Origin of the sequence: Maribacter sp. UBA3344 (assembly GCF_002362375.1) — a bacterium.
GTDB lineage: Bacteria > Bacteroidota > Bacteroidia > Flavobacteriales > Flavobacteriaceae > Maribacter > Maribacter dokdonensis.
In genome coordinates, this window is the sequence record NZ_DERI01000005.1 from 12,032 (window position 1) to 37,707 (window position 25,676).

Below are 25,676 nucleotides of genomic sequence, written 5' to 3' on the forward strand. Positions count from 1 at the left end.
ATTATTAAAAAAGCCAGAAGATGTTCCCGCATCTTCCGGCAATTAATTTCAATATTGCTGTTTTGCAGCAACATTATTAACCAATACAAAAATATGAAAAATATCATACCAGTCGGAATTCTAACGATTATGAGAATATTTCTACTATTTATCGGAATAGGACTTACATCGGTTTACGCTAACTCAGTATTTGCACAAAACAAAATACAAGTAGACGTTAACAATATCTCTGTGGAAGCATTTTTCGAAAAAATACAGAATACTAGTGATTATGTCTTTTTTTACAAGGATAATGTAATCAAAACTGATAAGAAAATATCGGTAAAATTGAAAGATGCCCCAATGAAAATCGTTTTGGATAAAGCTTTTTCCAATACCGATTTAACTTATAAGATTATTGGCAATCAAGTTATTGTCAAAAAAATGCCCCCTAGCTCCCCAAAAACTTCTTTGGAATTTGATGCTGTCGTTCAAACTACAATAACAGGAAATGTTACGGATGCTACTGGCCAACCATTACCAGGTGTAAATGTATTAATTAAAGGTACCACGGTTGGAACTCAATCTGATTTTGATGGTAACTATGCTATTGATGTTACAGATGGTACTGCACTGGTTTTCTCTTATATAGGTATGCTGACCAAAGAAGTAGCTATCGATAACAGATCGGTGGTGAATGTGATACTCCAAGAAGATGTGGCTTCGTTAGATGAAGTAGTGGTTGTGGCTTATGGTACGTCCACTAAAGAATCTATTACGGGTTCTGTAGGTGTTGTCAGAAGCGAAGAGTTAGAGCAAGTACCTGTTTCAACATTTGAGCAAACATTAAGAGGTAGTACAGCAGGTTTGCAAGCTAGTGCTGTAGATGGTGCTCCAGGAGGAAATACCCAAGTGCGTATTAGGGGTATAGGTTCTATATCTGCTTCAAGTGAACCGTTATACGTTATTGACGGAATCCCTGTGCAAAATGGTAGTATTGGTACCATAGATAATGGTGGTAGTAGTACCAATGTTATGGCATCGATCAACCCAAATGATATTGCATCCATTTCGGTTTTAAAGGATGCTGCCTCCACGGCAATATATGGTTCTAGAGGTGCCAATGGTGTTATATTGATTACCACAAAATCCGGTAGTTCCGGTAAAGCAAAAATTACCTTAAAAACACTAACAGGTTTTAATTCACAGGCTTACAATAATATTTTAAAGCCATTGAACGCTGCTGAGTACACGGAACTTTTTCTTGAAGGTTATGTAAATTTAGGTGACACACCTGAAGAAGCTCAAGAAAGATTTGATGCTACTTTTCAACAATTAATAGATCCTTCCACCGGTGAGCCTACAGATACCAATTGGTTAGATGCTATAACTAGAACAGGAATTACCCAAAGTTATGATCTTAGTGCTAGCGGGGGAACAGAAAATTTAAAATACTTTTTCTCTGGAGCTTACTATGATCAAGAAAACTATATTATTGGATCTGGCTTTAATAGATTAAGTGCCCGTAGTAATATAGAATTTAAGGCAACCGATTATTTAACGGTATCAAATAATATTTCTGTATCTAACAGTACTACGAATACTTTCTTTGATGGTGGTTCTTTTAATAACCCTTTTAAAAACTCGTTAGAGTTATCACCATTAATTCCAATCTATGATGAGGAAGGTAGATTTAATGGAGAGCATGCGGATTATTTTCCTTTAGGAGGTGCCAACCCAGTTGGTTCTTTAAGTGGAGATGATTTATGGGAAAATAAGCAGTTTAGGGTGATAGATAATTTTGCGGTTTCTATTAAACCGGTTAAGAATTTGACGTTGCGCTCGCAATTAAATTTTGACTTGCTTACATTGACCGAATCTCAATATCAAAACCCTAGATATGGCGGCGGTAGAAACTCTGGTGGTATTGGTTATGAAGCAAATACTTCTCTTAGAACCTTTGTGGGTACACAGACTGCAGATTATAATTTTAACTTAGGCAATAACCATAACTTCAATGTTTTAGGTGGTTTTGAAGCGCAGGAAACTGTTAGTGAATCTTCTAGTGCATCTGGAACTCAATTTCCTAACCAAAGTTTAAGAACTTTAAATAGTGCATCGGCAGAATTTGCTATTAGTGGTTCAAAATCTGAATACACTTTTGTTTCTGCTTTTTCTAGAGCAAACTATAACTACGACGGCAAATATTTTCTTTCTGCAAGTTTAAGACGAGATGGTTCTTCTAGATTTGGTGCAGATAATAGATGGGGTACTTTTTATTCTTTTGGTGGTAGCTGGGTTGCTAGTAACGAAGCTTTCTTAGAAGATGTTTCTTTTCTTAATTTATTAAAAGTAAGGAGTTCTTGGGGTGTTACGGGTAATGCTGCTATTGGAGATTTTCCATCGCAAGGTCTTTATGTTTATGGTCAAGATTATGATGGTAATCCTGGTGGTAGTCCTAGTCAAATTGCAAATCCTGATCTTACTTGGGAAAGTCAACAGAATTTTAATGTTGGTGTAGATTTTGGACTATTTTCTAAAATTAGTGGTACGGTTGAGTATTTTGAGCGTACTTCTTCAGACCTTATTCTAAATGTACCGATTACTTTAACTTCTGGTTTTTCTTCATTGACCCAAAACTTTGGTGAAATGAAAAACACAGGTTTTGAAATTTCAATGAATGCAGATATCATTAGTAATGATGATTTTAATTGGAATGTTGGTTTTAATACCACCTTTTTAAAGAATGAAATTACCGAACTAACAGATGATTTTACAGATGGTGCTTATAGAAGACAAGAAGGTGAGGATTTTCAATCTTTCTATTTGTATAGTTGGGCAGGTGTAAACCAAGAAAATGGTGATCCACAATGGTATACAGATGCATCAAAAACTACGATAACCAATGACATTAGTGAGGCAGAGCGTTTTTTGGATGACAAATCCGCTACACCTGAGTTTTTCGGTGGATTCAATACCATGGTTTCCTATAAAGACTTTAGCCTTAGTGCCAACTTTATCTATTCTTACGGTAACTATATTTTTGATTCCAGGGCAAGAGGTACATTAGGTGACGGTAGGCTTACACCAAGAAGTACGGCAGATTTTATTTATGATAATAGATGGCAGCCTGGTTCAACAGATGCTTTAGTTCCTCAATTTGTTTGGGGTGGTCGTAACGGTAGTAATGAAGCTAACCAAACTAGATGGTTGTATGACGGTAGTTATATTCGTTTAAGGGATTTAACGGTTGCCTATAATTTTAACGAAGATATTACTTCGCTATTAGGCTTGAATTCAATGAGATTGTATGCTAGGGGAACAAATATCCTAACTTTTGTAAAAGAGGATATCCTATACATTGATCCAGAACAAGGTATTGATGGTAGTTACACAGGTCAAACCCCTGCAGTAAAGACTATTTCCATTGGTTTAGATATTCAACTTTAAATGATGACACACATGAAAACATATAAAATATTTATATTAACGATAATGACTGGACTGGTATTTTCATGTTCAGACTCATTTTTAGAATTGACTCCGCAACAATCTGTTTCGGATACTGATGCCTTATTAGATCTTGATGGTTATGAATCGTCAATTACAGGTATATATAATAAACTTTCCGGAGCAGAATACTACGGGCGCTACATGATTATGATACCGGATGTTTTGGCAGATGACGTTAAGCAAAATAGTCAGGCTAATAGAATTGTAGATTATGCCGAGCATATTCAAAGAGTATCGGACGGAGATGCATTGAATTTATGGGGCAGTGCCTATGAAGGTATTAATGCAGCAAATGCCATCATAAATTCTGAAACAATTTTAGCTGATGCTGTTTTAGATGAGCAAAATCACATTGTTGGTGAGGCTTATGCATTAAGAGGTTTAATATATTTTGATTTGGTACGCATGTTTGCCCAACAATACAATTATACGGCAGATGCTAGCCATTTAGGTGTACCCATCGTATTAAATTTTGATTTGGACAATGAACCAGCTAGAAGTACCGTAGCAGAAGTGTACGAACAAATTATTTCTGATATGACCACAGGGATTTCTTTAATGAGCGATAGTTCCAGAAGTGGCAATTCAAATACGTTATCCCCAAATGCAACAAGAGCTTTATTGGCAAAGGTTTATCTATTTAAAGAAGACTGGAACAATGCAGAAGCTATGGCTAGTAGTGTTATAGATTCTGGAGATTACAGTTTAATTTCTAACGATAACTATTATGATTTATGGACTACGGATAATAGTGCCGAATCAATTTTTGAAATTTCAATGACCGAAACGGATAATGTTGGTGGCAACGGTATTGCTGGTCTTTATCTACAGGCGGGTTTTGGAGATTATCTACCTTCTAATGATGTCGTTGATCTTTATCCGGAGAATGATGCACGTTTGAGCACATTTGAGGTTGACCCTTTATTGACCGGGGAATTTGGCCCATATAGAATGATAAAGTATGCGGATATCAATGGGTTTGACAATGTGAAAGTTGTAAGACTTGCTGAAATGTATTTAATACGTGCCGAGGCTAGAGCTGAAATTGGTACGGATATAGCGGGAGCACAAGATGATTTAGATATGGTACGCCAACGTGCAATGGCGGATGAGCCAGATAATGCAGATACTGGTGATGCCCTTAAGGATGCAATATTTATAGAAAGAAGATTGGAATTAGCCTTTGAAGGACAACGTCTGTGGGATCTAATGCGTAATCAAATGGATATTGTTAGAACCAACTGTACTGCTCAGACTTGTACTATTCCTTATGGTGCTGATACGGTCATTATGCCTATACCACAGGATGAAACAGATGTTAACCCTAATATAGAACAGAATCCTGGGTATTAATATTTAGGACTGATTTATTGGTTGTTAAACACATTGAGAGGCTGCATTGGTTCTCTCAATGTGTACTCTATTATCTTAAAAATACAGGATTTCTTTTCTTTAAAACTCGAAAAACATATGAACACACAACGTAGAAATCTATCGAAATTACTTTCGTTAGGAGCATTCTTTCCTGGTCAAGCTGCTTATTCGTTAAATACTATTTTAGAATCTATAGATACTGATCCAAATTCAGAATTTAATAAGCGGTTATTATACAACATAGGGGAAAAGGGAGTTGAAAAATTATATAAAAAGGCTATTGTAAATGACGGATTGGTCATTGTCAGAAATTGGAATGAAGAGTCGTTTAAGGCTCTTGCAAAAACTGGTTATACGGGTTTTAATGCTTCTGTAGTATCCGGTGATTTTAACCGGGGAATGGAAAACCTGACCAAGTGGCAAAATATTATAAAAAATAATTCTGATAAACTTATTTTGGCTACGAGTGTAGAGGATTATTATAAAGCCAAAAAGGAAGATAAGGTTGCCGTTATGTTGGGTTTTCAGAATGCAACAATGCTTGGGAAATCCATTAAAAATGTTGATACGTTGTATGATGCTGGTATGCGTTGGATGCAATTAACCTATAATGAACGAAATTATATAGGTGATGGTAGTACTGAACGTACCAATTGTGGCTTATCGGATTTTGGCGTAGAGGTCGTAGATCGCATGAATGAGTTGGGTATTATAGTAGATTTATCTCATTGTGGAGAACAGACTACCAATGAAGGTATAGCCCATAGTAAAGCACCGGTATCCATAAACCATTCCATGTGCGAGGCTTTGCACAAAAATCATCCAAGGGCCAAGAGAGATGAACAGATCAAGGCCATGGCAGACAAGGGAGGTGTAATGGGTATTATTTGTTTGGGGTACATGATTGGTCCAAACCTTGGTACGGATACTACCTTAGAAACATATGTTGACCATATTGACCACGCAGTTAAAATTGGTGGTATTGACCATGTTGGTTTGGCAATTGATTATCCTATAGAAGGTCTAGAAGCCAATGGCGCAACAAGAGAAAATTGGTATGTACCAAGATTAACCCGTTTTAAACCATCTTACAAAGTTCAATGGCCACCATGGATACCTGAACTTGACAAAACAAGTAGGTATTTGGAAGTAGCCAAAGTTTTAGATAAAAGAGGATATAGCACAGGAGATATCGAAAAAATATTAGGGCTAAACTGGTTAAGACTCTACAAGGAGACCTTAAAGCCATAATCAATAGTTGTCCATAAAATTAGAGATAATAAATTCTAACCAAGAGTATGAAAAACCAATTATATTTTGCGCTATTATGTTTAGGTTTTGTGAGTTGTTCAGACGCTCCAAAATCGGAAAATGAAAGTGGTGAAAAAACGAATTACGATGTTGTGTTTCGTGAAAAACTTGCCGGTAAATATGAAAAATGGGAAGCAGCGGATAATAGCTTTAAATATTTTTATACCTATACGGATAGAGGACGTGGACCAGAAGTTACTGAGGAGATAAAACTGAATAACGACAACTACATCATTTCTGAATATATTACCGGTGTTAACTATTTAAAAGATTCCATTTCTGAAAATTTTAATGGTGTTGACGGTTCTGCTTCTTGGAAAAATCCTATGAGTGAAGATAAAGCCGATTTCAATGGCAAGGCACTTTACTTTAGACATGATGGGTCGCCAGCCGTTTATGAAATTATTGCCCAGCTTTTAACTGCATCTGAGAATAGTAAAGTTGCCCTTTATCCAGAAGGGGAAGTAGAGTTGGTAGATCAGTATTCAATAACGCTTTCAGATAGTACTTCATTAAATCTATTAATGATCAAAGGGCTAGAAATGATTCCTAGATATCTCTGGATGAAGAATAATGAAATGGTCGCTAGTATTTCTGGTAATCTGCATATAGTTAGGGAAGATTTTAAAGCGTTTAGAAAAGAACTACAAAGCTTACAGGGTACATATGAAGATGAATATCTATTCAAAATTGCAAAAGAGCTCTCCAATAAGATAGATAAAGTAATTATCAAAAATGTAAATGTTTTTACTCCAGAAGGTACCATTGTAAACAATCAAGATGTATTTATTGAGGGCAAAAAGATCAAATCCATAAAGCCATCAAAGGGAAAAGTTTTAAATGGAACTGCACAAGTAATAGATGGTACCGGTAAAACACTTTTACCTGGTATGTTTGATATGCATACCCATAATACCAAATTTAGGGGACTACTACACTTGGCAGGCGGTATTACCTCTGTTAGGGATATGGCTAATAATAAGCAATTAAAGCAGTTAAGTGCCCAGTTTGATAATAATGAAATTATAGGTCCCAATATTGTCATCTTTTGTGGAATTATAGATGGTTCCGGACCCTTTGCAAATCAAAGAAACGTAGTTGATAACTTGGAGGAAGGTTTAGCAGAAATTCAATCGTATAAAGATTTAAATTACGATCAAATTAAGTTATATAGTTCTATTAGACCAGAATGGGTTAAACCTTTGGCAGCCAAAGCACATGAACTAAATATGCGTGTAAGTGGACATATACCGGCGTATATGACGGCAACTCAAGCAATAGAACAAGGGTATAATGAAATTCAGCATATGAATATGTTGTTTTTAAATTTCATGTCAGATACTATTGATACACGTACTCCTTTAAGATTTACTATGGTAGCTAACCATGGAGCGGATGTGGATTTAAAATCTAAGGAGTATCTGGATTTTGTGTCTTTATTAAAATCCAAGGATATTGTTATTGATCCTACGATATCTCTTTTTGAAAATATGTTTACTTCCAAAAAGGGAGTGCCTAGTCCAACGTATAGTAAAATCATGAAGAGATTACCACTGATTGAGCAGCGGGCTTTTTATAGTGGCGGACTTCCAAAAGAAGGTGATAAGGCAGCTTTGTTTAAGGATAGTTACATGAATATGCTAAATGCATTAAATGATATGTACCAGAAAGGTATTTCAATAGTACCGGGTACGGATGGTTTACCGGGCTTCTTATATCATAGAGAATTAGAATTGTATGAGTCAGCGGGTATACCTGCAGCAGAAGTATTAAAAATGGCGACCATTAATTCGGCAAAAATTACGGGTACGTCAGATTATTTGGGTTCCATAGAGGTTGGTAAAAATGCAGACCTAATTCTTATTGATGGTAATCCGGTAGAAAATATTAGTGATGTTAGAAGGGTAGAGTGGACCATAAAAGGAGGTACTATTTTTTATGCGGATGAGCTTTACAACAAAATGGGTATTAAACACTTTAAATAGATAACAATGAAAATTAAACTTATAATAATCTTTTCTTTTTTAATAACCACGGTTAATGCCCAATCAATTGAGTTTTTTACCAGTGGTAGACTAATATTGGGTACACATAAAGAAAGAACGGCCTCCGTAGGTGTCGGTGATATAGATAACGATGGCGATGCCGATATTTTGGTGGCTAACGGGCGTCACTGGCCAGGACAAAACAGGGTATTTGTAAATAACGGAAGAGGTGTTTTTACAGTTTCAAAAGAACTTGGCTTTGAAAGTGAAACTACCTATTCTACTGAACTTGCCGATTTTGATGGCGATGGTGATTTAGATATTGCCGTTGGTAATGATATGGCACCTAACTATATTTTCATTAATGATGGAAAGGGAAACTTTGAAAGAGCATCTAGTTTTGGTGTAGCATATGCACCAACTAGAAATATTGTGGTGGCCGATATTGATCAAGACGGAGATAATGATATTTTAATAACCAATAGGGGAAAAGAAAATGAAATTTGCCTTAATAACGGTGATGGAACTTTTTCTAAATCCATCGGTTTTGGAAATAAGGAAGATTCTACCATAGATGTGGAAGTTGCTGATATGAACGGTGATGGTAATCTTGATTTGATTTTGGCGAATAGAGATGATCAACCAAATATGGTGTATTTAAATGAGGGTAATTTAAAGTTCACCAAGAAAATTCCTTACGGAACAGGTAAGGATATTACACGTTCTGTAGCAATTTCAGATATTGATAAAGATGGGTTTTTAGATATTGTTACGGCAAATATAGGTGAGCCAAATGTTATTTATTTCGGGGATAAAAAACAAAGCTATCAGCGTAAAATGGAATTTGATTCCAGTCTTGATAAGTCCTACGCTATTTCTTTAGGTGATTTAGATAATGATGGCGATATGGATATTATCATAGCTAATGTTCAAAAGCCTAATGTGGTATTCATAAACTCTGGTGACGGTAACAATTGGGAGCGCGTACAATTGGCAAATGAAAACTTTAACACCTACGATATTACGGTTTTTGACCTAAATGGAGATGGTAAACTGGACATCATTGAAAGTAACTCTGACGAAATCAACCGATATTACTTCAATAGGTTTACTCCAAAATTTCCTTAAATAGCAATCTTAAACAGACATTAAATATAGTAACCAGCATAATGATATGAATTTGAAAAATCTTTTAAAGTGTACTTTTCTAGTACTCTTGTCCGCATGCTCTTCAGAAACTTCAGAATGGCAAAATTTTAATGATGAAGGTGTGTTTTTGGTATATCGAAGACAATCACAAATAGGGGAAGAGTCTTACTCTATTACATCTACTAAAGACACCATTACGGTTACCTCTATACAAGGGGAGAATGAAAGGGGGAGAATTAGTGGAGTAGAGTCTAAACTATTTTTGACTACCGATTTAGAGCCTATATCTTATTTCAGTCGTCGTATTTCTAATAATGATACCACCAATATCATTAAAATGGAGATACAGGGTGACAAAGTATCGGTTTGGGAAAAACATTTTGATGTTGTTGTTAGCGATAAAAAAGATGCATTCTTTTTAGTGAACAGTAATATACCAGCAGGAATTGAAATGATGCTATATCATTATTATTTCAAACAGCATAACGCTTCCTCTATACCAACCCTGCCTAGAGGAGAAGTATCACTTACCCATAAAGGAGAGGATATCGTGAAAATTAAAGGTGAAGATGTAGCCTTGGATCGCTACGTTGTGGAAGGTATCAACTGGGGCGGCAGAACTATTTGGTTAGATAAGTCAAAGAACTTGGTAGCGGTCGTAAAGGCTAATACCCAGATTAGAGAGTTGATTAAAGAAGGTTACGAAGAAGCTAAATCACTTTTTATCAAAGGCAATGTTGAAGAGCAAATGGCTCAACTTACAGATTACACTACAGCACTAAAAGGAGAGCAATCAGAAATTACGGCTTTAGTTGGGGGTAATGTAGTTGATGGTGTGCAAGATGATGTACAGAAAAACATGACTATAATCATTGAAAATGGAAAAATAAAGCAAATAGGTAGTTCCCCCGAAATTACTATTCCTGAAAATGCCAAAGTAATAGATGTATCTGGTAAAACTTTAATACCTGGTATGTGGGATATGCATGCACATTCTAATCAAGTGCAATGGGCACCGGCATATTTAGCTGGAGGGGTTACTACCATACGCGACAATGGTAATGAGTTGGAGTTTGCCACTGCTTTTAGAGATGCTATTGCAAAAGATGGGGCTACAGGTCCAGATATACTTTTAGCCGGAATGACAGATGGACCTGGTATTAAAGGTAACGGAATAATTAGGGCACGCTCAGCTGAAGAGGCAAAAGAGGTGGTTAAGTTATACCATGATAATGGATATGAGCAAATTAAAATTTACACATCCATAGAGCCGGAAATTTTAAAAGTATTGGCAGAAGAGGCACATAAAGTAGGGATGACAGTAACGGGGCATGTACCTGCCTTGGTTGATGATGCTCGTGTAGCTGTTGAAAGTGGTATGGATATGCTTAGTCACTACAATAGAATTTTAGCAGCTTTATTCACAGATAAAAAAGTATCTGATTTAGGTCCATTTTTTATGGTGGATAATGAGGTGACAGATGAAATGGTTAATGATGCTATTGCATTTTACTTAAAGCATGGTACCGTTCTAGATGTTACTCTTGGGCTAGGTGTGGTACGTACCTTACCAAAAGGACAAGTAATGGAAACTATTGAGCCAGATGCTGGCAGAATGGCTTACGAACTTTTCGAGAGTAAAAGATTTAGAGCTGGGGCTGGTGAAGAGCGTGCTAAAAAACTAAAGCAGAATATCATTAAATCTGCAGAGGTGATTGGTAAATTCTACAAAGCCGGTATTCCTGTGGTTGCGGGAACGGACAATTTTGCCCCAGGTTTTGGATTATTTCTTGAAATGGAATCTTATGTTAAGTATGGTAATCTTACTCCTTTAGATGCAATAAAGATGGCAACGATTATTCCAGCAAGAGCAATGGGCTATGATGATGTTACTGGAAGCATAGAAGTGGGTAAACAAGCAGATATTGCTATTCTTGATGAAAATCCTTTAGAGAATATAGATAATATAAGAACCGTTTCGTCTGTACTTACCAATGGTAATTACTATGAAAGTGAACCGTTATGGATTGCGGCAGATTTTAAACCTACCAGAGATTATTAACAAGAACTTATAGAACCATATGAAGAATACTTCTAATTCACGAAAAGTAATAGTTTTATTGTTTTTCTGCTTGTGTTCAAGTGTACATTTTGTTTGTGGGCAAGAACTTAATTTAAAATATCTTGGCGTTGCAGGATGGGAAATTTCAAATGATAGTCTCACTATTTTAGTAGACCCTTATATATCTAGGCTTAAACTAAAAGGTAATCCTCGTTTTTATGCAGAAGGTGATGATCGTAAAATTTATAGTGGTGATGACGTTTATGAATCTGATACTGTTGCCATAAATAAAATTATTACCAAGGCAGATTATATTTTAGTGCATCATTCACATACGGATCACTTAGCAGATGTGCCTTTTATCGCTAAAAAGACTGGTGCAGTGGTTATTGGTACAGAAACCACGGCTACTATTTTAAAGGCATATGGTATCCCAGATAAACAATTGATTACGGTTAAAGGTGGTGAAGACTATCAATTCGATAATTTTTCAGTTAGGGTAATACCTTCTATTCATTCGGCATTAGGAGATAAGCGTTATTTTGATTCAAAAGTATATTCAGACCCAGAGGAACTAAAAATTCCCTTAACGGTTGAGGAATTTATAGAAGGAGGGTCTCTTATGTTTTTGTTACGTATTGATGCTCACAAAATACTTACCTCTGGTTCTATGAATTTTATAGAGCGAGAAGTAGCTGGTTTAAAGCCAGATGTGTTGATACCGGGTATTAATCTGTCTCGATTGGAAATATATAAATATACAGAAAGGCTGTTAGAGCTAACCGGATATCCAAAGACAGTAATTCCTTCACATTGGGATAATTTTAGAGTACCATACGGTTCTTCGCAAGAAGACCCAATTCAGAAAAAGGTAATGCCATTTATTGATGAAGTAAAAGCAGTTTCGCCAGCAACTAAAGTTATAGTGCCGGTTCATTTAGAGACCATTACCATTCAATAGAAATATATTTAAAAAATCAATAATCGATAAGCATTAATAAAACTATATAATGGCAGCAGCACAAACCAATCCGTTATGGAAAGAGGCTAAGATTAAAAATTACTTACCACATATGACGGTGCCAGAGGTAGAAAGCTTTTTGGAGCAATCAGATATGGTTATTATACCTATTGGTGCTTTAGAGCAACATTCTAGCCATTTGCCTATTGGTACAGATTTTATAAACGGTGTAGAACTTTGTAAGCTTATTGCCCAAGAGCGTGAGGTATTAGTTGCGCCTGTATTAATGGCTGGTCAGTCTCCATACCATATGGCTTTTCCGGGTACAATTTCTTTAAGTGCAGAGACCATTGTCAAAGTACATATGGAAACGGTTGAAAGTTTGGTGCAAAACGGTTTTAAGAGATTTATATTTATGAACTCACATGGTGGTAATAGAGCCATCACCACTTTTATTGTAGATCAAATTAATCAAAAAACGGCAGCTGTTGCGGTAGATTTTAGTGTAGCCGTATCTCCTTTTCTTAAACCGGAAAATACTAAAAACACCACTTCCCTAGATAGGCATGCTGGTGTTAGTGAAACATGTGATAGTTTGTATTTAATGCCCAGTTTGGTAGAAATTGAAAGAGCTACCGATCCAGGAATGAAACTTCCAAAACATCTTGAGAAAATGCTTCCAGAAGTGATAAAAGAGGAACCTACTGCTAAGTTGTTATTTCTATCCGAAGCATTGAAAGCAGCAGAAACAGGTAAAAAAACATCTACCATAGAAATGACAAAAACCGGAGTTTGGGGAGAATTAAACCCTAAGCAAGCTACGGTAGAAAGAGGGGAAGAGCGTGTTTCAAAAATGGTGGCTGCATGTAGGGGTTTTATTGATAAATGGAATGAGTTAACACAACAGACTATATAAAAGCATACAATTATTATGAAGATTAAAATCTTATTTCCCGTTTTAACGCTATTATGTTTTGTGTATGCCAATGCTCAAGACAGTATTCTATTTCCAAAGCCGCAAGTGGTTTTGAAAATTAAACCCTCTGAAACGGACAATAGAATAACTAAAGCCGATACCCCTCATTTTATAGCTTATAATCCTTCTAATGAACAGGGTAAATTGTTACTTTTTATTCCAGGCACCAATGGTATTGCGTTAAAAGGACCTAAGAATTTATTCGCTACTGCTATTGAACAAGGGTATGCTGTAATTAATATGTCATATATAAATACCCCTGCCATTGCAAGAATTTGTAAAGGTGAAAATCTAGAAGCTAATGCAAACTGCGCAGCAGATTTTAGAAATTGGAGAGTGTATGGTGATACTGAATTTCCCCTTATTGAAGATGCATCTTACGATGCCATTGTAAATAGGTTGACCAAGCTTTTAATGTATTTATCGGAAAATGATAAGCAAGGTAATTGGAGCCGTTTTTTAGAAAATGGTTCGCCTAAATGGAGCGAAATAGCTTTGGCAGGTCAATCTCAAGGTGGTGGTATGTCTGCCTTTATCGCAAAAATACATTTGGTAGCTAGAGTAATCGATTTTTCTGGTGGGTGGGATTATTCCGCTAAAAATGAAATCGCAAATTGGTATTCTACTGCCAGTGTTACTCCTGTAGACCGCTATTATGGAACGTTTCATAAAAAAGAACCTATGGCGGAGACTATAGAAAAAACCTATAAAGCCATGAATATACCAGAAGATCATATTTATGGTTTTGATCTGGATGTACCTAAGGGTAAGCGGGCACATTCTAACGGAGTGCGAAATTTGGATTATAAAGACCAGTGGATAGCATTACTTGGAAAAGGTAATTAATTATAAAAGCATCAATTGGAGATAAAATTAAAATACATGAATAAAAGAATATATCAATATTGCTGCTTACTGCTATTACTATTTACGTCGTGTAAAGAGGCAAACAAAGAAGTTGTAATAAAAACGGATATGAAAGAAAAGGTAGCTGCTAAAATGAATACATTAGGATTAATTGGTGGTACTTCTTGGCATTCCACCATAGAATATTATAGCATGATCAATCAGTCTGTGAATGATCATTATGGCAATAATACCAATCCACCATTGTTGGTTTACACACTTAATCAGGCTGAGGTTCATCGTTTTCAAATAGAAAACAAATGGGACTCCATTGCTCATATGCTCGTTAATGCTGCTAATAGTTTACATAGAGGAGGAGCAAAATCGGTACTTTTTTGCGCCAATACACCGCATAAGGTATATGATTTAGTTCAGCAGGAACTTGATTTCCCAATTATTCATATTGCAGATGCTACCGCTAAAGAGATTCATAAAAGGAAGGTGAAAAAAGTATTGTTCTTAGGTACAAAATATAGTATGGAAGAAACCTTTATCACTAAAAGAATTGAAGATAATGGTATAGAAGTATTGGTGCCTGAAGATCAAAAGGTGATAGACGAGTTACATAGAATAATAATTGAGGAACTTACTTATGGCAACATTGTGCCATCTTCAAAAGATTACGTTATGGAAGTCATTAAAAATGCCAAAGAGCAAGGTGCGGATGGTGTGGTTTTAGGTTGTACCGAATTTCCTTTAATGATTTTTCCAGAAGATGTGGATATCGCTGTATTTAATACAACAAAGATTCATTCAGATGCAGGTGTGAACTATATTTTAAAAAAATAATATGCAATTTTCTAAGCAGAATATCGGTCGTGTTTTAGGACCATTAGTTTTCTTTTTAATTTTATTTTTATTTCATCCAGAGGATTTGTCAAAAGAGGCAAATGCTGTTTTAGCCTCTGTGGCTTGGGTAGCTATATGGTGGGTAACGGAAGCAATCCCTATTTATGTAACTGCATTATTACCCTTAATACTATTCCCGTTAACAGGTGGTTTAAGTTTGACCGAGACGGCAACTTCTTATGGTCATAAATATATCTTCTTGTATATGGGCGGATTTATTTTAGCCATAGCCATTGAAAAATGGAACCTTCATAGGAGAATTGCACTAACCATTATCAATCTTATTGGTACCAATGTTATCAATATCATACTTGGTTTTATGCTAGCAACGGCATTTCTGTCCATGTGGATTTCTAACACTGCTGCAGCGGTAATCATTTTACCAATTGCTATGGCAATTGTGTATCAGTTAAATGATAACCCAGATACTGAAAAAAATGAGAATAAAATCTTTGGTAAAGCACTGATGCTTGCTATTGCTTATAGTGCATCTATTGGTGGTATTGCTACATTGATCGGTACACCTACAAATTTGGTATTGGCGGGAGTTGTGCAAACTACCTTTGGTAAGGAAATTACATTTTCAGAATGGTTTGTTTTAGGTTTTCCTATCGCAATTATTCTACTTTTCTTATGCTGGTATTACTTAACCAGATTTGCTTTTACCTTTAAACAAAAAGATTTCCCTGGGGGGCGTTCTGAAATTTCAGCGCGATTAAAAGCTTTGGGAAAAATGGGTTATGAAGAGAAATCTGTATTAGTGGTATTTGCCGTGACCGCTTTTGCGTGGATTGCTCGTTCATTTTTGTTGCAACGCTTTATACCCAAGATGGACGATACGATAATAGCAATGATGACAGTGGTAATTCTATTTCTTTTACCCACTCGTGAGAAAGGTAAAAGACTAATGGATTGGCAAGATGCCGTTAAACTACCTTGGGGAATATTATTACTATTTGGTGGGGGATTAACATTGGCTTTGGGCTTTGATACGAGCGGATTGGCACTTTGGATTGGGAGTAAGTTATCTGCCTTGCAAGTTTTACCATTTTTTCTATTGCTAATGATCTTGATTTCAATAGTAAACTTCATGACAGAGATAACTTCTAATATTGCGACCACTGCAATTCTTTTGCCCGTTCTGGTATCCTTAGCGCCGGTTTTAGGGGTGCATCCTTATTACTTAATGATTGCAGCAACCTTAGCAGCATCTTGTGCATTTATGTTACCTGTGGCTACACCGCCCAACGCTGTAGTTTTTGGTTCTGGTTATCTTGAAATGCAGGATATGGTTAAAAAAGGCTTTTGGTTAAATATTATATCTATACTTATACTAACTGTAGTGGTCTATATTGTTTTGCCAATGGTTTGGGATTTATCACTATAACCTTTATATAAAGACGTTTTAAAGGTTTTCAAATAACTGAATAATACATTTTACAATTAAATCAAGCATATGAAAATAGCCCTAATAGGTTTTGGAAACATAGGTAAATATCTAGCAGATTGGATTTTTACGAACGCTAGTTTCGAATTAAAATATATAGTTTCTCGTAAAGAGATTGCAAAAGAAACATGTGGTTTTAAAAATCATCCTGTTCAATTTAAAAAGGAAGTTTCAGCAGATCTAATTAACGATGTTGATATTATTATTGAATGTGCTACAAAAGATGTGGTTACTCAGTTATTAAAATTTCCAGAAATAGATCAGTCGGGCAAGAAGCTAATTGTTATTAGTACAGGTGGACTTTATGAAAATAAAATGGCTTTGTCACAATTGAAGAAATGCGAGGTTATTTTACCTGTTGGTGCCATTGCAGGTCTTGATGCTATTAAAGCTGTAAATGATGAAATTACCTCGATAGGGTTAAGGACAACAAAACATCCTAAAAGTTTAGAAGGGGCTCCATTTTTTGAAAACTCAAGTATCGATTTGGCTTCAATAGAAACTAGCCAAACTATTTGGAAGGGTAAGGTAAGTGAGGCGGTAAAAGAATTTCCTAAAAATATTAATGTCGCAGCTAGTTTATATTTTGCATCTAAATGTGAAAACTTAATGATTGAGATTGTTGCCGATCCCAATGCTAGTAGTAATATGCATGAGATTACTTGTGAAGGTGGTTTTGGTAAAATTTATACGCGTACCGAGAATAAACCAAGCCCAAATAACCCAAAAACAAGTTTTTTAGCCATTAAAAGTGTGGTGAGTGTACTAAGCAATTTGAACGCTACAGTTAAAATCAATTAATTCTTAAGTTGCTATTTTATCGTTACCGAATGTTGTTTTTAAAACTATGTTTGGTCCAGTATGGTCATTGATAATGTATTTCTCTATTACAAATACATCGAATTTTCTGTTATAGGTATATTGAAATATTTTCTTGGAGATATCTGTTACGGCTAAATATGCCAAGAAAAGGGGTTGACCTTGGGAATTAAATTACATCAGAATTTAAAATTAGTTTAACCCCGACAATTAACAGTAATACGGCGAATGCTTTTTTCAGTGTTACCCCAGGTAATTTGTGCGCAAGTTTTGCGCCTATTCTTGCAGTGAAAAAGCTAGCAAAACTCACACATATAAACGCGTACATGTGTACAAACCCTAACACGCCATTTGGTAAATCTTGTTTTACATTGGGGTCAATAAATTGACCGAAAACTAGAAATCCTATTGCTCCAGCACAAGCAATAGGTAGGCCACATGCGGCAGATGTACCAACCGCATGCTGAATTTTTAAACCATAATAGCTTAATATGGGAACGGTTAATGACCCACCGCCAATACCAAAAATAGCAGAAATAGCACCTATAAAACCACCTAATCCGGTTTGCCCAATAGGTGAGGGTAGTTTGCTAAAGTCATTTTCTTGTAGTGATTTATTTTTCATGAACAACATTTTTAACCCTACTAAAAAAGCACCTACACCAATAATTACCTGAAGGGAGTCGCCATGAATAACGGAGGCAACTGCAGCCCCGGTCAAGGAACCAATTACCAATCCTGGCGCCATGCGTTTCCATACGTTCCAATTTACGGCACCTTTACTATTGTGTGCACGGAGTGAACTAATTGATGTAACAATTATAGTAGCAAGAGATGTACCTATACCCACATGCGTAAGTGCAGCACTAGGAACGCCTTGTGCTTTAAAAATGTATATTAAGGCGGGTACAATTATCATACCTCCGCCAATACCAAACAAGCCTGCTAAAAGACCGGCAAAAGCACCAGCAGCTAAATAATAAAGAATAAATATATCCATAAGTAATTTGTAATGAGTCAATTAGTTTTTAGGTATCTATTTTGACTTTCATAAGGTAAAATTAAGCGATAAATGAATACTATTTTCCAATTAAAAGCCAACTTCTTTGCGTATAATTTCAGCTCCCGCACTTAAAGCGCTTAACTTACCTAGTGCTACATTTCTAGAAAGCGGTGCCATACCGCAGTTTGTGCTAGGATATAGGTTTTCTATAGCCACAAATTCAAGAGCTTTGCGCAGTGTATCAGCTACTTCCTCTGGTGTTTCAATAGTATTGGTTGCCACATCAATGGCACCTACCATTATTTTTTTACCATGAATTAGTTCCATTAGATGAAAAGGTACGTGTGAGTTATGGCATTCCAAGGAAACCATATCAATATTGGACTTTTGAATTTTAGGGAAAATTTCTTCGTATTGTCGCCACTCTGAACCCAATGTCTTTTTCCAATCATTGTTCGCTTTTATTCCGTAACCGTAGCAAATATGTATTGCGGTTTCGCAATTTAAACCTTCAATAGCCCTTTCCAATGTTGCCATTCCCCAATCATTTACATCATCAAAGAAAACATTGAATGCTGGTTCATCAAACTGTATAATATCTACCCCTGCATCTTGAAGTTCTCTTGCTTCTTGGTTGAGTGCTTTCGCAAATTCCCACGCCAATTTTTCTCGACTTTGGTAATGGGCGTCGTACAATGTGTCTACCATTGTCATTGGTCCTGGTAAAGCCCATTTTATACGTTTATCGGTCTGTTTACGCAGAAATTTGGCATCATCAACAAAAACTGCTTTTTGACGTGTAACTTCATCTACAACAACAGGAACACTTGCATCATAACGGTTACGAATTTTTACCGTTTTACGATTTTTAAAATCTACACCACTTAAATGCTCAATAAAAGTAGTTACAAAATGTTGACGAGTTTGCTCACCATCACTAATAATATCAATCTCTGCCAGTTGTTGTTCATGTAGAGAGACGCGTAAAGCATCTTGTTTCCCTTCAATGAGTTCATCACCCTCTAGTTTCCATGGTGACCAAAGTTTTTCGGGTGGTGCAAGCCAAGAAGGTTTTGGTAAACTTCCAACAGTGGATGTCGGTAATACATTTTTCATAATAAAATAATTAAATAGTGAAGTTAGCAGACCATTGTTCTAGGATGTTTTTATAAGGCTTTATAAAATGCTCTTCGGCAAATTTACCTTGCTCTATTCCTAACCTAGTTCGCTCTTCTCTGTCGTATGCAATATTTGTTAAAGAATGGTCTTGATTATGTAAACTTGGATTATAACAAAGTCCTGCAACAGCATTAGCGTTATAAATTTCAGGCCTATAGATCTTTTGAAAGGTTTCCATTGTACTTATAGTACTAATTAATTCAAGGTTCGTGTAATCTGATAATAGGTCACCAAAGAAGTAAAAAGCCAATGGAGCAACGCTGTTAGGTGGCATAAAATAACGAACCTTTAATCCCATTTTGTCAAAATATTCTTCTGTTAATGAAGACGTATTGCCTTCGTATTCAAAACCTAATATGGGGTGATGATTTCCAGTACGATGATATGTTTTGTTGCTTGATACACTTAAGCATATCACAGGAGGTTTTGAAAAGTGTTTTATATAGGTTTCAGAGTTTACAAAGCACTTAAATATATTGCCGTGTAATTCACCAAAATTATCTGGAATGCCATTGTTGTTTTTGCCCTTATTATGTTCAGAGAGTAAAATGCTAAAATCATAATCTCGCACATAAGAAGAAAAATTATTCCCAACAATACCTTCAATGCGTTTACCTGTTTTGTGGTCGTTAATATATGTTCTTAATACTTCTATGGATGGAAATGTTTTGCCACTTGCATCAATATCTATATCTACCGAGATAATTTCTAAATCAAGGGAATATCTATCATAATTGGGGTTATCCCATTTTGCTAAGCTATTGAAACGATTGTTGATCATTTGAATAGTGCTACGTAAGTTCTTTTGACGATTTTCTCCTCTTGCCAAGTTGGCAAAGTTGGTTGTTGTACGAGTACTATTGGACGGAATATAATTTTCGTTGAAATTAGTACGCTTTATTTGGAATACAACATCATTATTAATGGTTTTATGCGAGTGTTCAATTGCTTTCTTTTTGTTGACCTCTGAATTTTTTAATACGACCGATTTCATCTAAAGATAATTTGTAGTTTTTATGTCTTACAAAATTGAAATTAAAAGATGAATTAATTTAGTAAATGATAAAAGTTAGATGATTTATCTTTTTATTGTATTATTGCAGCAATTTTATCTTTTGAATATTGTGAAAATGAAAAAAACAGATAATTATTCTTTAGAAAATCTGGATATCATTGATTTGAAGTTGCTCAGAATACTTCAGAACAATGCTAAATTGACAACTAAGGAAATTGCAGCACGAGTAAATTTATCTCCTACACCTGTTTATGAAAGGATTAAAAGATTTGAAAAGGAAGGTCTAATTGAAAAGTATACAGCTATTGTAAATGCTGAAAAAGTTGGTAAGCAACTAACTGTATTCTGTAACATCACCTTAAAGGAGCACACTAAAGAAATAGGAAATAAGTTTGTGAAAGATATTGTTTCCCTTAAAGAAGTGGTAGAATGTTACAATATCTCGGGCGACTATGATTTTTTATTAAAAATCATGGTAGAGGACATGAAACACTATCAATCTTTTGTGATTAACGAGTTAGGGTCGGTAAAGAATATTGGGAGTGCGCATAGTACTTTTGTCATTGGAGTTATAAAAAACAGTTATGCGGTACCTATATAATTAGTAGTACTTTGTAGTGTAAATATTCTATTCTCTAAGTTTAGAGTTTGTTTTTTATGCCTTGCTTTGCTACTATTATTTTCTTTATCAATACAATTTGTCCAAGATGATAGTAACTATGTTCAATTAATCCATCAATATTTCTTTTATAGGTTCCGTATTTGACATCCACAAATTCTTGATTTAATTTTTCTTCAGGTAATTGCGCTATTAATTTTGCTAGATGTTCTGAATCTTCCCAGAATTTGCTTAAGAAGGACTTCCATTGACTTTTTGATCTTATTTCAGGAAAATCAAAACTATGTTTGTCTCTTATTTCAAGATTTCCACCAATAAATACATTTTTGATTCCGTAAACGAAGTAATGTACGTGTTGAGCTAATAGTGCAATAGTATTGAGAGAATCAATTTTTGATACAGCAATTTTCCAATCCAAATTTTCTAATTGGTCTTTATAATTAGTATTCGCTACCCAAGTTCCATGGAGGATTATTTCTCTAAATCTATTGGCTAATGTTATTGTTGATTTCATTTATTACGTCAATTTGGTCAAATTACTTACGAAGCGGTTGTATATAGAAACTTGCATGTTTGTGTGCGAAACTAATATAAGCGATTTTTATACCCTTAATGTAGGTTTCCGCCACATGGTTGTAAATTTCATTTGGTTTTGTTTAACTATGACCTAATTCTAATTTCTTGTGAGGTATATTATTGTCATCTTCAATTGGGCGTGTGACAAAACTGTGTTTTAGTAAATTTTGTGTCATATTTATCATTTCCGTTTTAATGGTCGACTTTCTCAATACACAGGCACTGTTTTTTTCCTTTCAATGATAAATTGGTCTCAAAATGAAAAATAAACGTGCCGTTTTTCTGAAAAATCACATTTAGGAGTGTAGATTTTTGGTACTGAAAAATTTGGTTTTGTAGACAATTTGTGAACTAAACCGTTGTCTTGGTACATTTTACCTATTGTAGCGAGAGGGGGGCACGATCCCCCGACCTCCGGGTTATGAATCCGACGCTCTAACCAACTGAGCTACCTCGCCATATTATTTTTAAACGGCTGCAAATATAGTGGTAATTTATTTGTTCTTCAACAAAACTTCATGAAAAAAATTATACTGATCATTTATTTTTTTATCATTTAGAAATATATATATTGCTCGGCATAAAGTAGCATGACAATGAGCGATAAAATAAAATTTGAAATAGAGTTTGTAATTCAGTCTTCACCACAAATGTTATATCAGTACTTAGCAACGCCTTCAGGACTGTCTGAATGGTTTGCGGATAATGTTAATTCTAGAGGTGAAAAATTTACCTTCATTTGGGACGGGGCAGAAGAAGAGGCTAAACTGTTAAAAAGAAAAACAGATGAGTTTGTACGTTTTGCTTGGGAAGAAGCAGACGATGATAGCTTTTTTGAAATGAAGATAATAGTTGATGAAATAACAAAAGATGTTTCATTGTTTATAACCGACTTTGCCGAAGAAGATGAGATAGACGAGTCTAAAATGCTTTGGACCAATCAAGTATCCGATTTAAAACAGGTATTGGGTTCAGCTTAAAAATATTCTTATTTACAGTATCTTTGAGCCTTAATTTTTAAGGCTTTTTTTATGTTCAATTTTAATGGCGGACTACTAGAGGATAATTCATCTTTTCTAAATGAAAAGAATAGGGGAGTGCAGCTGGGTGATGCCGTTTTTGAAGAGTTAAGGGTGGTGAACGGTGAAATAATTTATTTAGAAGATCATTATTTACGCCTAATGTCGTCCATGAGAATATTGAGAATGGAAATTCCAATGAACTTTACTATGGAGTTCATGGAAGCTGAAATTCTTAAGATATTCTCTGAAAGTGACCTTAAAAAAGCAAAGCGGGTTAAATTCAACGTTTTTAGAAATAGTCAAGAAGATTATTTAGATTCTGATAATAGTATTTCATATTTTATTAACAGCAGTACGTTAGAGAGTCCTTTTTTTGTATTGAACAATAACATTTATGAAGTAGAACTTTTTAAAGACTTTTATAAAAATTCTACAATGCTATCTAACTTAGATACCAACAATAAAATTTTAAGTGTCGTAGCTGCGATTTACGCCCGCGAAAATGATTATCAGGATTGTCTGTTGCTTAACGAGAGAAAGCAGGTTATAGAGGCTATAAATGGCAATATTTTTGTAGTAAAAGGTAGTCAGGTTAAAACTCCGCCCATTACCGATGGTTGTACTAATGGTATTCTTAGAAAAAAATTGGTAGAACTGATTTCTAATTTAAAAGAGTTTGAGTTTGTGGAAGACAGTGTTTCTCCTTTTGAGTTACAAAAAGCAGACGAACTTTTCATAGTCAATGCAATTGACGGAATTATACCTATAACCAAATACAGAAAGAAGGAATTTGTTAATACCGTTTCTAAAGGTTTATTGGGTAAACTAAATGCTGCGGCAAGAATGTCTTTGAGTCCCGGGAGTTAATTTAAACTTGGGTTCTCTGGAGCATTTGACCATAAAAGATAATTACCGCCTAATTGAATCATATTTTCTTTCCAAATGGCTTTTGCGGCCCTTTGAATGATTCTGCTTTCATGTTCATTTTCTACAACTATCCACGATTTTGAGGTAAGCTCTTCGTCCAGTTGTAAAGATGACCAACCCGAGTACCCTAAAAAGAATCGAATATCATCTTCTGATATAATTTCCTTATTGATCAATTCTACAGTGGTTTCAAAATCTCCTCCCCAATATATACCATCAGAAATCTCAACACTGTTGTCAATTAAATGCGGAACCTTGTGTATAAAATAGAGGTTGTCTTGCTCTACTGGACCGCCATTATATACTTGAAAAGGTAATTCTATTTCAGTAACCAATTCATTGATTTGGTACTCTAATGGCTTATTTAAAATAAAGCCAACAGAGCCCTCAGTACTGTGTTCTGCTAATAAAACTACAGACCGGTTAAACGAAACATCTCCGGTTAACGATGGTTCGGCCACTAGTAATTTTCCTTTGGTTGGCTTTAAAGCTATCATAAATTTGATATGATTATATTTCTAAAGTAAGACAAATCCTCTTAAAAATCAAAAACATAGAAATAAAAAAAGCGCCTTTTAAGGCGCTTTTCATAAATTTATCAGTGTAAAATTAGTTTACAGCTTTACCTAAATCAGCACCTGCTTTAAACTTAACTACATTTTTAGCAGCGATTTGGATAGTTTTTCCAGTTGATGGATTTCTACCTTCTCTTGCATTTCTTTTAGATACGGACCAAGAACCGAAACCTACTAAAGAAACTCTATCTCCTTTTTTAAGAGAATTTTCAACATTTCCCAAGAAAGATTCCAATGACTTTTTTGCCGCAGCTTTTGTGATGCCAGCGTCAGCTGCCATTGCATCGATCAATTCTGTTTTGTTCATAATGTGATAATTAATTGTGATTAAATAATTTATACCTACTAACAAATTTATATGGATTTCTGGGCAACGCAAGTAAAACGGGCGGAAATCCCTTATTTTGTTGATAACTCAGCGTGTTTGTTGATAAAGTAGGTTTTTTTCTACGTTTCTTTCAGCCCAATAATAACGGGGCTTCAGCCCATTTTTGCATTTTTTTCCAAATTAAGGCCGTTCAACAGGTCTTTTACTTGCATTCTTTTCTTACCCTGTAACTGTATTTCTAGTAGATTTATATATCCCTCTTTAACGGCTACTTTTATCTCTTTCTTATTAAAAACTAGCGTTCCCGCTGTAAGGTTATGTGTTTCGTTTTGGGTTTCTACCTTATATATTTTTGTGATGATATTTTGGTCACCATTGGTAAGTGTGGTCCAGGCCGCTGGGTATGGACTTAAACCTCTGATGAAATTATATATGGCAACGGCAGAATTGTTCCAGTTTATTTCACAAGTTTCCCTATGAATTTTATGTGCATCTTTTAAACTTGGTAAATTAGGCTGCGCATGGGTAGTAAAATTCCCAGATTCAATTTGTTCTACGGTTTTTAGTACGGTGTCTGCTCCTAAATGCATTAACCTATCATGTAAATCTTCGGCATTATCGGTTTCTTCAATCACTGCCTCGTCTTGCATAATTATTTCACCAGTGTCAATTTTTTCGTCAATAAAAAATGTGGTAACTCCTGTTTTTGTCTCTCCATTAATAATTGCCCAATTGATAGGGGCTGCACCACGGTATTGTGGCAATAGTGAAGCATGTAAGTTAAATGTGCCATATTCGGGCATACTCCAAACTACTTTGGGTAACATTCTAAAAGCAACAACAATTTGTAAATTGGCGTTTAGCGATTTTAGAGTATTTAAAAAATCTTCGTCTTTTAGATTAGTAGGTTGTAGTACTTTAAGATTATTTTCAACGGCATATTTTTTAACTGCAGATTGATTAAGTTTTCTTCCTCTGCCCGCAGGTCTGTCCGGTGCTGTAATGACGCCAACAATATTATATTCATTTTTCACCAATTTATCTAAAATGCCTACGGCAAAGTCCGGTGTTCCCATAAATACAATTCTCAATGCTTCCATA

General features: G+C 35.3%; 23 protein-coding genes and 1 tRNA gene. 15 read left to right on the plus strand and 9 right to left on the minus strand.

The window, feature by feature from the left end; genetic code table 11:
• Positions 1-129 precede the first annotated feature (129 nt).
• From B2Z27_RS02130 to B2Z27_RS02185, 12 genes are all read left to right on the plus strand, one after another.
• Positions 130-3,429 (plus strand): TonB-dependent receptor, encoded by a 3,300-nt coding sequence (locus B2Z27_RS02130; protein ID WP_286812383.1) that lies wholly within the window; start codon positions 130-132, stop codon positions 3,427-3,429.
• A gap of 12 nt (positions 3,430-3,441) precedes the next feature.
• The gene (locus tag B2Z27_RS02135) at positions 3,442-4,845 is read left to right on the plus strand and encodes a RagB/SusD family nutrient uptake outer membrane protein (protein ID WP_286812384.1); all 1,404 of its coding nucleotides are present in this window, start codon (positions 3,442-3,444) and stop codon (positions 4,843-4,845) included.
• Between the two features lie 117 nt (positions 4,846-4,962).
• A complete protein-coding gene (locus tag B2Z27_RS02140; protein WP_286812385.1) occupies positions 4,963-6,117 on the plus strand; it encodes a dipeptidase in 1,155 nt (384 codons plus the stop codon).
• A 47-nt stretch (positions 6,118-6,164) separates the two neighbouring features.
• Positions 6,165-8,162 carry an amidohydrolase family protein gene (locus B2Z27_RS02145; protein WP_286812386.1) on the plus strand — a complete coding sequence of 666 codons (1,998 nt, stop codon included), beginning with the start codon at positions 6,165-6,167 and terminating at the stop codon, positions 8,160-8,162.
• 6 nt (positions 8,163-8,168) lie between these two features.
• Positions 8,169-9,290 (plus strand): FG-GAP repeat domain-containing protein, encoded by a 1,122-nt coding sequence (locus B2Z27_RS02150; protein WP_286812387.1) that lies wholly within the window; start codon positions 8,169-8,171, stop codon positions 9,288-9,290.
• Positions 9,291-9,336: 46 nt separating this feature from the next.
• Entirely contained in the window at positions 9,337-11,373 is a 2,037-nt protein-coding gene (locus B2Z27_RS02155) for an amidohydrolase family protein (protein WP_286812388.1), read from the plus strand.
• 19 nt (positions 11,374-11,392) lie between these two features.
• Entirely contained in the window at positions 11,393-12,334 is a 942-nt protein-coding gene (locus tag B2Z27_RS02160) for an MBL fold metallo-hydrolase (protein ID WP_286812389.1), read from the plus strand.
• Positions 12,335-12,383: 49 nt separating this feature from the next.
• Positions 12,384-13,250 (plus strand): creatininase family protein, encoded by an 867-nt coding sequence (locus tag B2Z27_RS02165; protein ID WP_286812390.1) that lies wholly within the window; start codon positions 12,384-12,386, stop codon positions 13,248-13,250.
• 15 nt (positions 13,251-13,265) lie between these two features.
• A complete protein-coding gene (locus B2Z27_RS02170; RefSeq protein ID WP_286812391.1) occupies positions 13,266-14,156 on the plus strand; it encodes a BPSS1187 family protein in 891 nt (296 codons plus the stop codon).
• A 36-nt stretch (positions 14,157-14,192) separates the two neighbouring features.
• Entirely contained in the window at positions 14,193-15,005 is an 813-nt protein-coding gene (locus B2Z27_RS02175) for an aspartate/glutamate racemase family protein (RefSeq protein WP_286812392.1), read from the plus strand.
• Position 15,006: 1 nt separating this feature from the next.
• Positions 15,007-16,452, plus strand: a complete 1,446-nt coding sequence (locus B2Z27_RS02180) for an SLC13 family permease (protein ID WP_286812393.1) — start codon at positions 15,007-15,009, stop codon at positions 16,450-16,452.
• A gap of 69 nt (positions 16,453-16,521) precedes the next feature.
• Complete coding sequence (locus tag B2Z27_RS02185; protein WP_286812394.1) at positions 16,522-17,313, plus strand: aspartate dehydrogenase domain-containing protein; 792 nt, start codon at positions 16,522-16,524, stop codon at positions 17,311-17,313.
• 3 nt (positions 17,314-17,316) lie between these two features.
• On the opposite strand, the gene B2Z27_RS02190 is transcribed toward B2Z27_RS02185, so the two are convergent.
• From B2Z27_RS02190 to B2Z27_RS02205, 4 genes are all read right to left on the minus strand, one after another.
• Positions 17,317-17,478, minus strand: a complete 162-nt coding sequence (locus B2Z27_RS02190; RefSeq protein ID WP_286812395.1) for a hypothetical protein — start codon at positions 17,476-17,478, stop codon at positions 17,317-17,319.
• A 22-nt stretch (positions 17,479-17,500) separates the two neighbouring features.
• Complete coding sequence (locus B2Z27_RS02195) at positions 17,501-18,331, minus strand: sulfite exporter TauE/SafE family protein (protein WP_286812396.1); 831 nt, start codon at positions 18,329-18,331, stop codon at positions 17,501-17,503.
• A gap of 90 nt (positions 18,332-18,421) precedes the next feature.
• Entirely contained in the window at positions 18,422-19,450 is a 1,029-nt protein-coding gene (locus tag B2Z27_RS02200) for a methionine synthase (protein WP_286812397.1), read from the minus strand.
• 10 nt (positions 19,451-19,460) lie between these two features.
• Positions 19,461-20,507, minus strand: a complete 1,047-nt coding sequence (locus tag B2Z27_RS02205) for a DUF1852 domain-containing protein (RefSeq protein WP_286812398.1) — start codon at positions 20,505-20,507, stop codon at positions 19,461-19,463.
• Positions 20,508-20,643: 136 nt separating this feature from the next.
• On the opposite strand from B2Z27_RS02205, the gene B2Z27_RS02210 reads away from it, so the two are divergent.
• A complete protein-coding gene (locus tag B2Z27_RS02210; RefSeq protein WP_286812399.1) occupies positions 20,644-21,129 on the plus strand; it encodes an Lrp/AsnC family transcriptional regulator in 486 nt (161 codons plus the stop codon).
• 40 nt (positions 21,130-21,169) lie between these two features.
• Here B2Z27_RS02210 and B2Z27_RS02215 read toward each other — a convergent pair whose 3' ends face one another.
• Entirely contained in the window at positions 21,170-21,661 is a 492-nt protein-coding gene (locus B2Z27_RS02215) for a DUF1572 family protein (protein ID WP_286812400.1), read from the minus strand.
• Between the two features lie 446 nt (positions 21,662-22,107).
• Positions 22,108-22,181 (minus strand) — tRNA-Met (locus tag B2Z27_RS02220).
• Positions 22,182-22,319: 138 nt separating this feature from the next.
• On the opposite strand from B2Z27_RS02220, the gene B2Z27_RS02225 reads away from it, so the two are divergent.
• Positions 22,320-22,703 carry an START-like domain-containing protein gene (locus tag B2Z27_RS02225; protein WP_058104221.1) on the plus strand — a complete coding sequence of 128 codons (384 nt, stop codon included), beginning with the start codon at positions 22,320-22,322 and terminating at the stop codon, positions 22,701-22,703.
• Between the two features lie 51 nt (positions 22,704-22,754).
• Positions 22,755-23,612 (plus strand): aminotransferase class IV, encoded by an 858-nt coding sequence (locus tag B2Z27_RS02230; protein WP_286812401.1) that lies wholly within the window; start codon positions 22,755-22,757, stop codon positions 23,610-23,612.
• Here the strand turns inward: B2Z27_RS02230 and B2Z27_RS02235 are convergent.
• From B2Z27_RS02235 to fmt, 3 genes are all read right to left on the minus strand, one after another.
• On the minus strand, positions 23,609-24,169 hold the full coding sequence (locus tag B2Z27_RS02235) for a YqgE/AlgH family protein (RefSeq protein WP_058102541.1): 561 nt from the start codon (positions 24,167-24,169) through the stop codon (positions 23,609-23,611). The genes B2Z27_RS02230 and B2Z27_RS02235 overlap by 4 nt on opposite strands.
• Positions 24,170-24,281: 112 nt before the next feature.
• Positions 24,282-24,557 carry an HU family DNA-binding protein gene (locus B2Z27_RS02240; protein ID WP_257786218.1) on the minus strand — a complete coding sequence of 92 codons (276 nt, stop codon included), beginning with the start codon at positions 24,555-24,557 and terminating at the stop codon, positions 24,282-24,284.
• A gap of 170 nt (positions 24,558-24,727) precedes the next feature.
• A complete protein-coding gene (gene fmt / locus B2Z27_RS02245) occupies positions 24,728-25,675 on the minus strand; it encodes a methionyl-tRNA formyltransferase (protein WP_286812402.1) in 948 nt (315 codons plus the stop codon).
• Between the last annotated feature and the right edge of the window lies 1 nt (position 25,676).

What these genes read in the sequence shown, in the direction of transcription:
- B2Z27_RS02130 (WP_286812383.1), top strand. Translation starts at nt 130, where the DNA reads ATGAGAATATTTCTACTATTTATCGGAATAGGACTTACATCGGTTTAC.
- B2Z27_RS02135 (WP_286812384.1), top strand. Translation starts at nt 3,442, where the DNA reads ATGAAAACATATAAAATATTTATATTAACGATAATGACTGGACTGGTA.
- B2Z27_RS02140 (WP_286812385.1), top strand. Translation starts at nt 4,963, where the DNA reads ATGAACACACAACGTAGAAATCTATCGAAATTACTTTCGTTAGGAGCA.
- B2Z27_RS02145 (WP_286812386.1), top strand. Translation starts at nt 6,165, where the DNA reads ATGAAAAACCAATTATATTTTGCGCTATTATGTTTAGGTTTTGTGAGT.
- B2Z27_RS02150 (WP_286812387.1), top strand. Translation starts at nt 8,169, where the DNA reads ATGAAAATTAAACTTATAATAATCTTTTCTTTTTTAATAACCACGGTT.
- B2Z27_RS02155 (WP_286812388.1), top strand. Translation starts at nt 9,337, where the DNA reads ATGAATTTGAAAAATCTTTTAAAGTGTACTTTTCTAGTACTCTTGTCC.
- B2Z27_RS02160 (WP_286812389.1), top strand. Translation starts at nt 11,393, where the DNA reads ATGAAGAATACTTCTAATTCACGAAAAGTAATAGTTTTATTGTTTTTC.
- B2Z27_RS02165 (WP_286812390.1), top strand. Translation starts at nt 12,384, where the DNA reads ATGGCAGCAGCACAAACCAATCCGTTATGGAAAGAGGCTAAGATTAAA.
- B2Z27_RS02170 (WP_286812391.1), top strand. Translation starts at nt 13,266, where the DNA reads ATGAAGATTAAAATCTTATTTCCCGTTTTAACGCTATTATGTTTTGTG.
- B2Z27_RS02175 (WP_286812392.1), top strand. Translation starts at nt 14,193, where the DNA reads ATGAATAAAAGAATATATCAATATTGCTGCTTACTGCTATTACTATTT.
- B2Z27_RS02180 (WP_286812393.1), top strand. Translation starts at nt 15,007, where the DNA reads ATGCAATTTTCTAAGCAGAATATCGGTCGTGTTTTAGGACCATTAGTT.
- B2Z27_RS02185 (WP_286812394.1), top strand. Translation starts at nt 16,522, where the DNA reads ATGAAAATAGCCCTAATAGGTTTTGGAAACATAGGTAAATATCTAGCA.
- B2Z27_RS02195 (WP_286812396.1), bottom strand. Translation starts at nt 18,331, where the DNA reads ATGGATATATTTATTCTTTATTATTTAGCTGCTGGTGCTTTTGCCGGT.
- B2Z27_RS02200 (WP_286812397.1), bottom strand. Translation starts at nt 19,450, where the DNA reads ATGAAAAATGTATTACCGACATCCACTGTTGGAAGTTTACCAAAACCT.
- B2Z27_RS02205 (WP_286812398.1), bottom strand. Translation starts at nt 20,507, where the DNA reads ATGAAATCGGTCGTATTAAAAAATTCAGAGGTCAACAAAAAGAAAGCA.
- B2Z27_RS02210 (WP_286812399.1), top strand. Translation starts at nt 20,644, where the DNA reads ATGAAAAAAACAGATAATTATTCTTTAGAAAATCTGGATATCATTGAT.
- B2Z27_RS02215 (WP_286812400.1), bottom strand. Translation starts at nt 21,661, where the DNA reads ATGAAATCAACAATAACATTAGCCAATAGATTTAGAGAAATAATCCTC.
- B2Z27_RS02225 (WP_058104221.1), top strand. Translation starts at nt 22,320, where the DNA reads ATGAGCGATAAAATAAAATTTGAAATAGAGTTTGTAATTCAGTCTTCA.
- B2Z27_RS02230 (WP_286812401.1), top strand. Translation starts at nt 22,755, where the DNA reads ATGTTCAATTTTAATGGCGGACTACTAGAGGATAATTCATCTTTTCTA.
- B2Z27_RS02235 (WP_058102541.1), bottom strand. Translation starts at nt 24,169, where the DNA reads ATGATAGCTTTAAAGCCAACCAAAGGAAAATTACTAGTGGCCGAACCA.
- fmt (WP_286812402.1), bottom strand. Translation starts at nt 25,675, where the DNA reads ATGGAAGCATTGAGAATTGTATTTATGGGAACACCGGACTTTGCCGTA.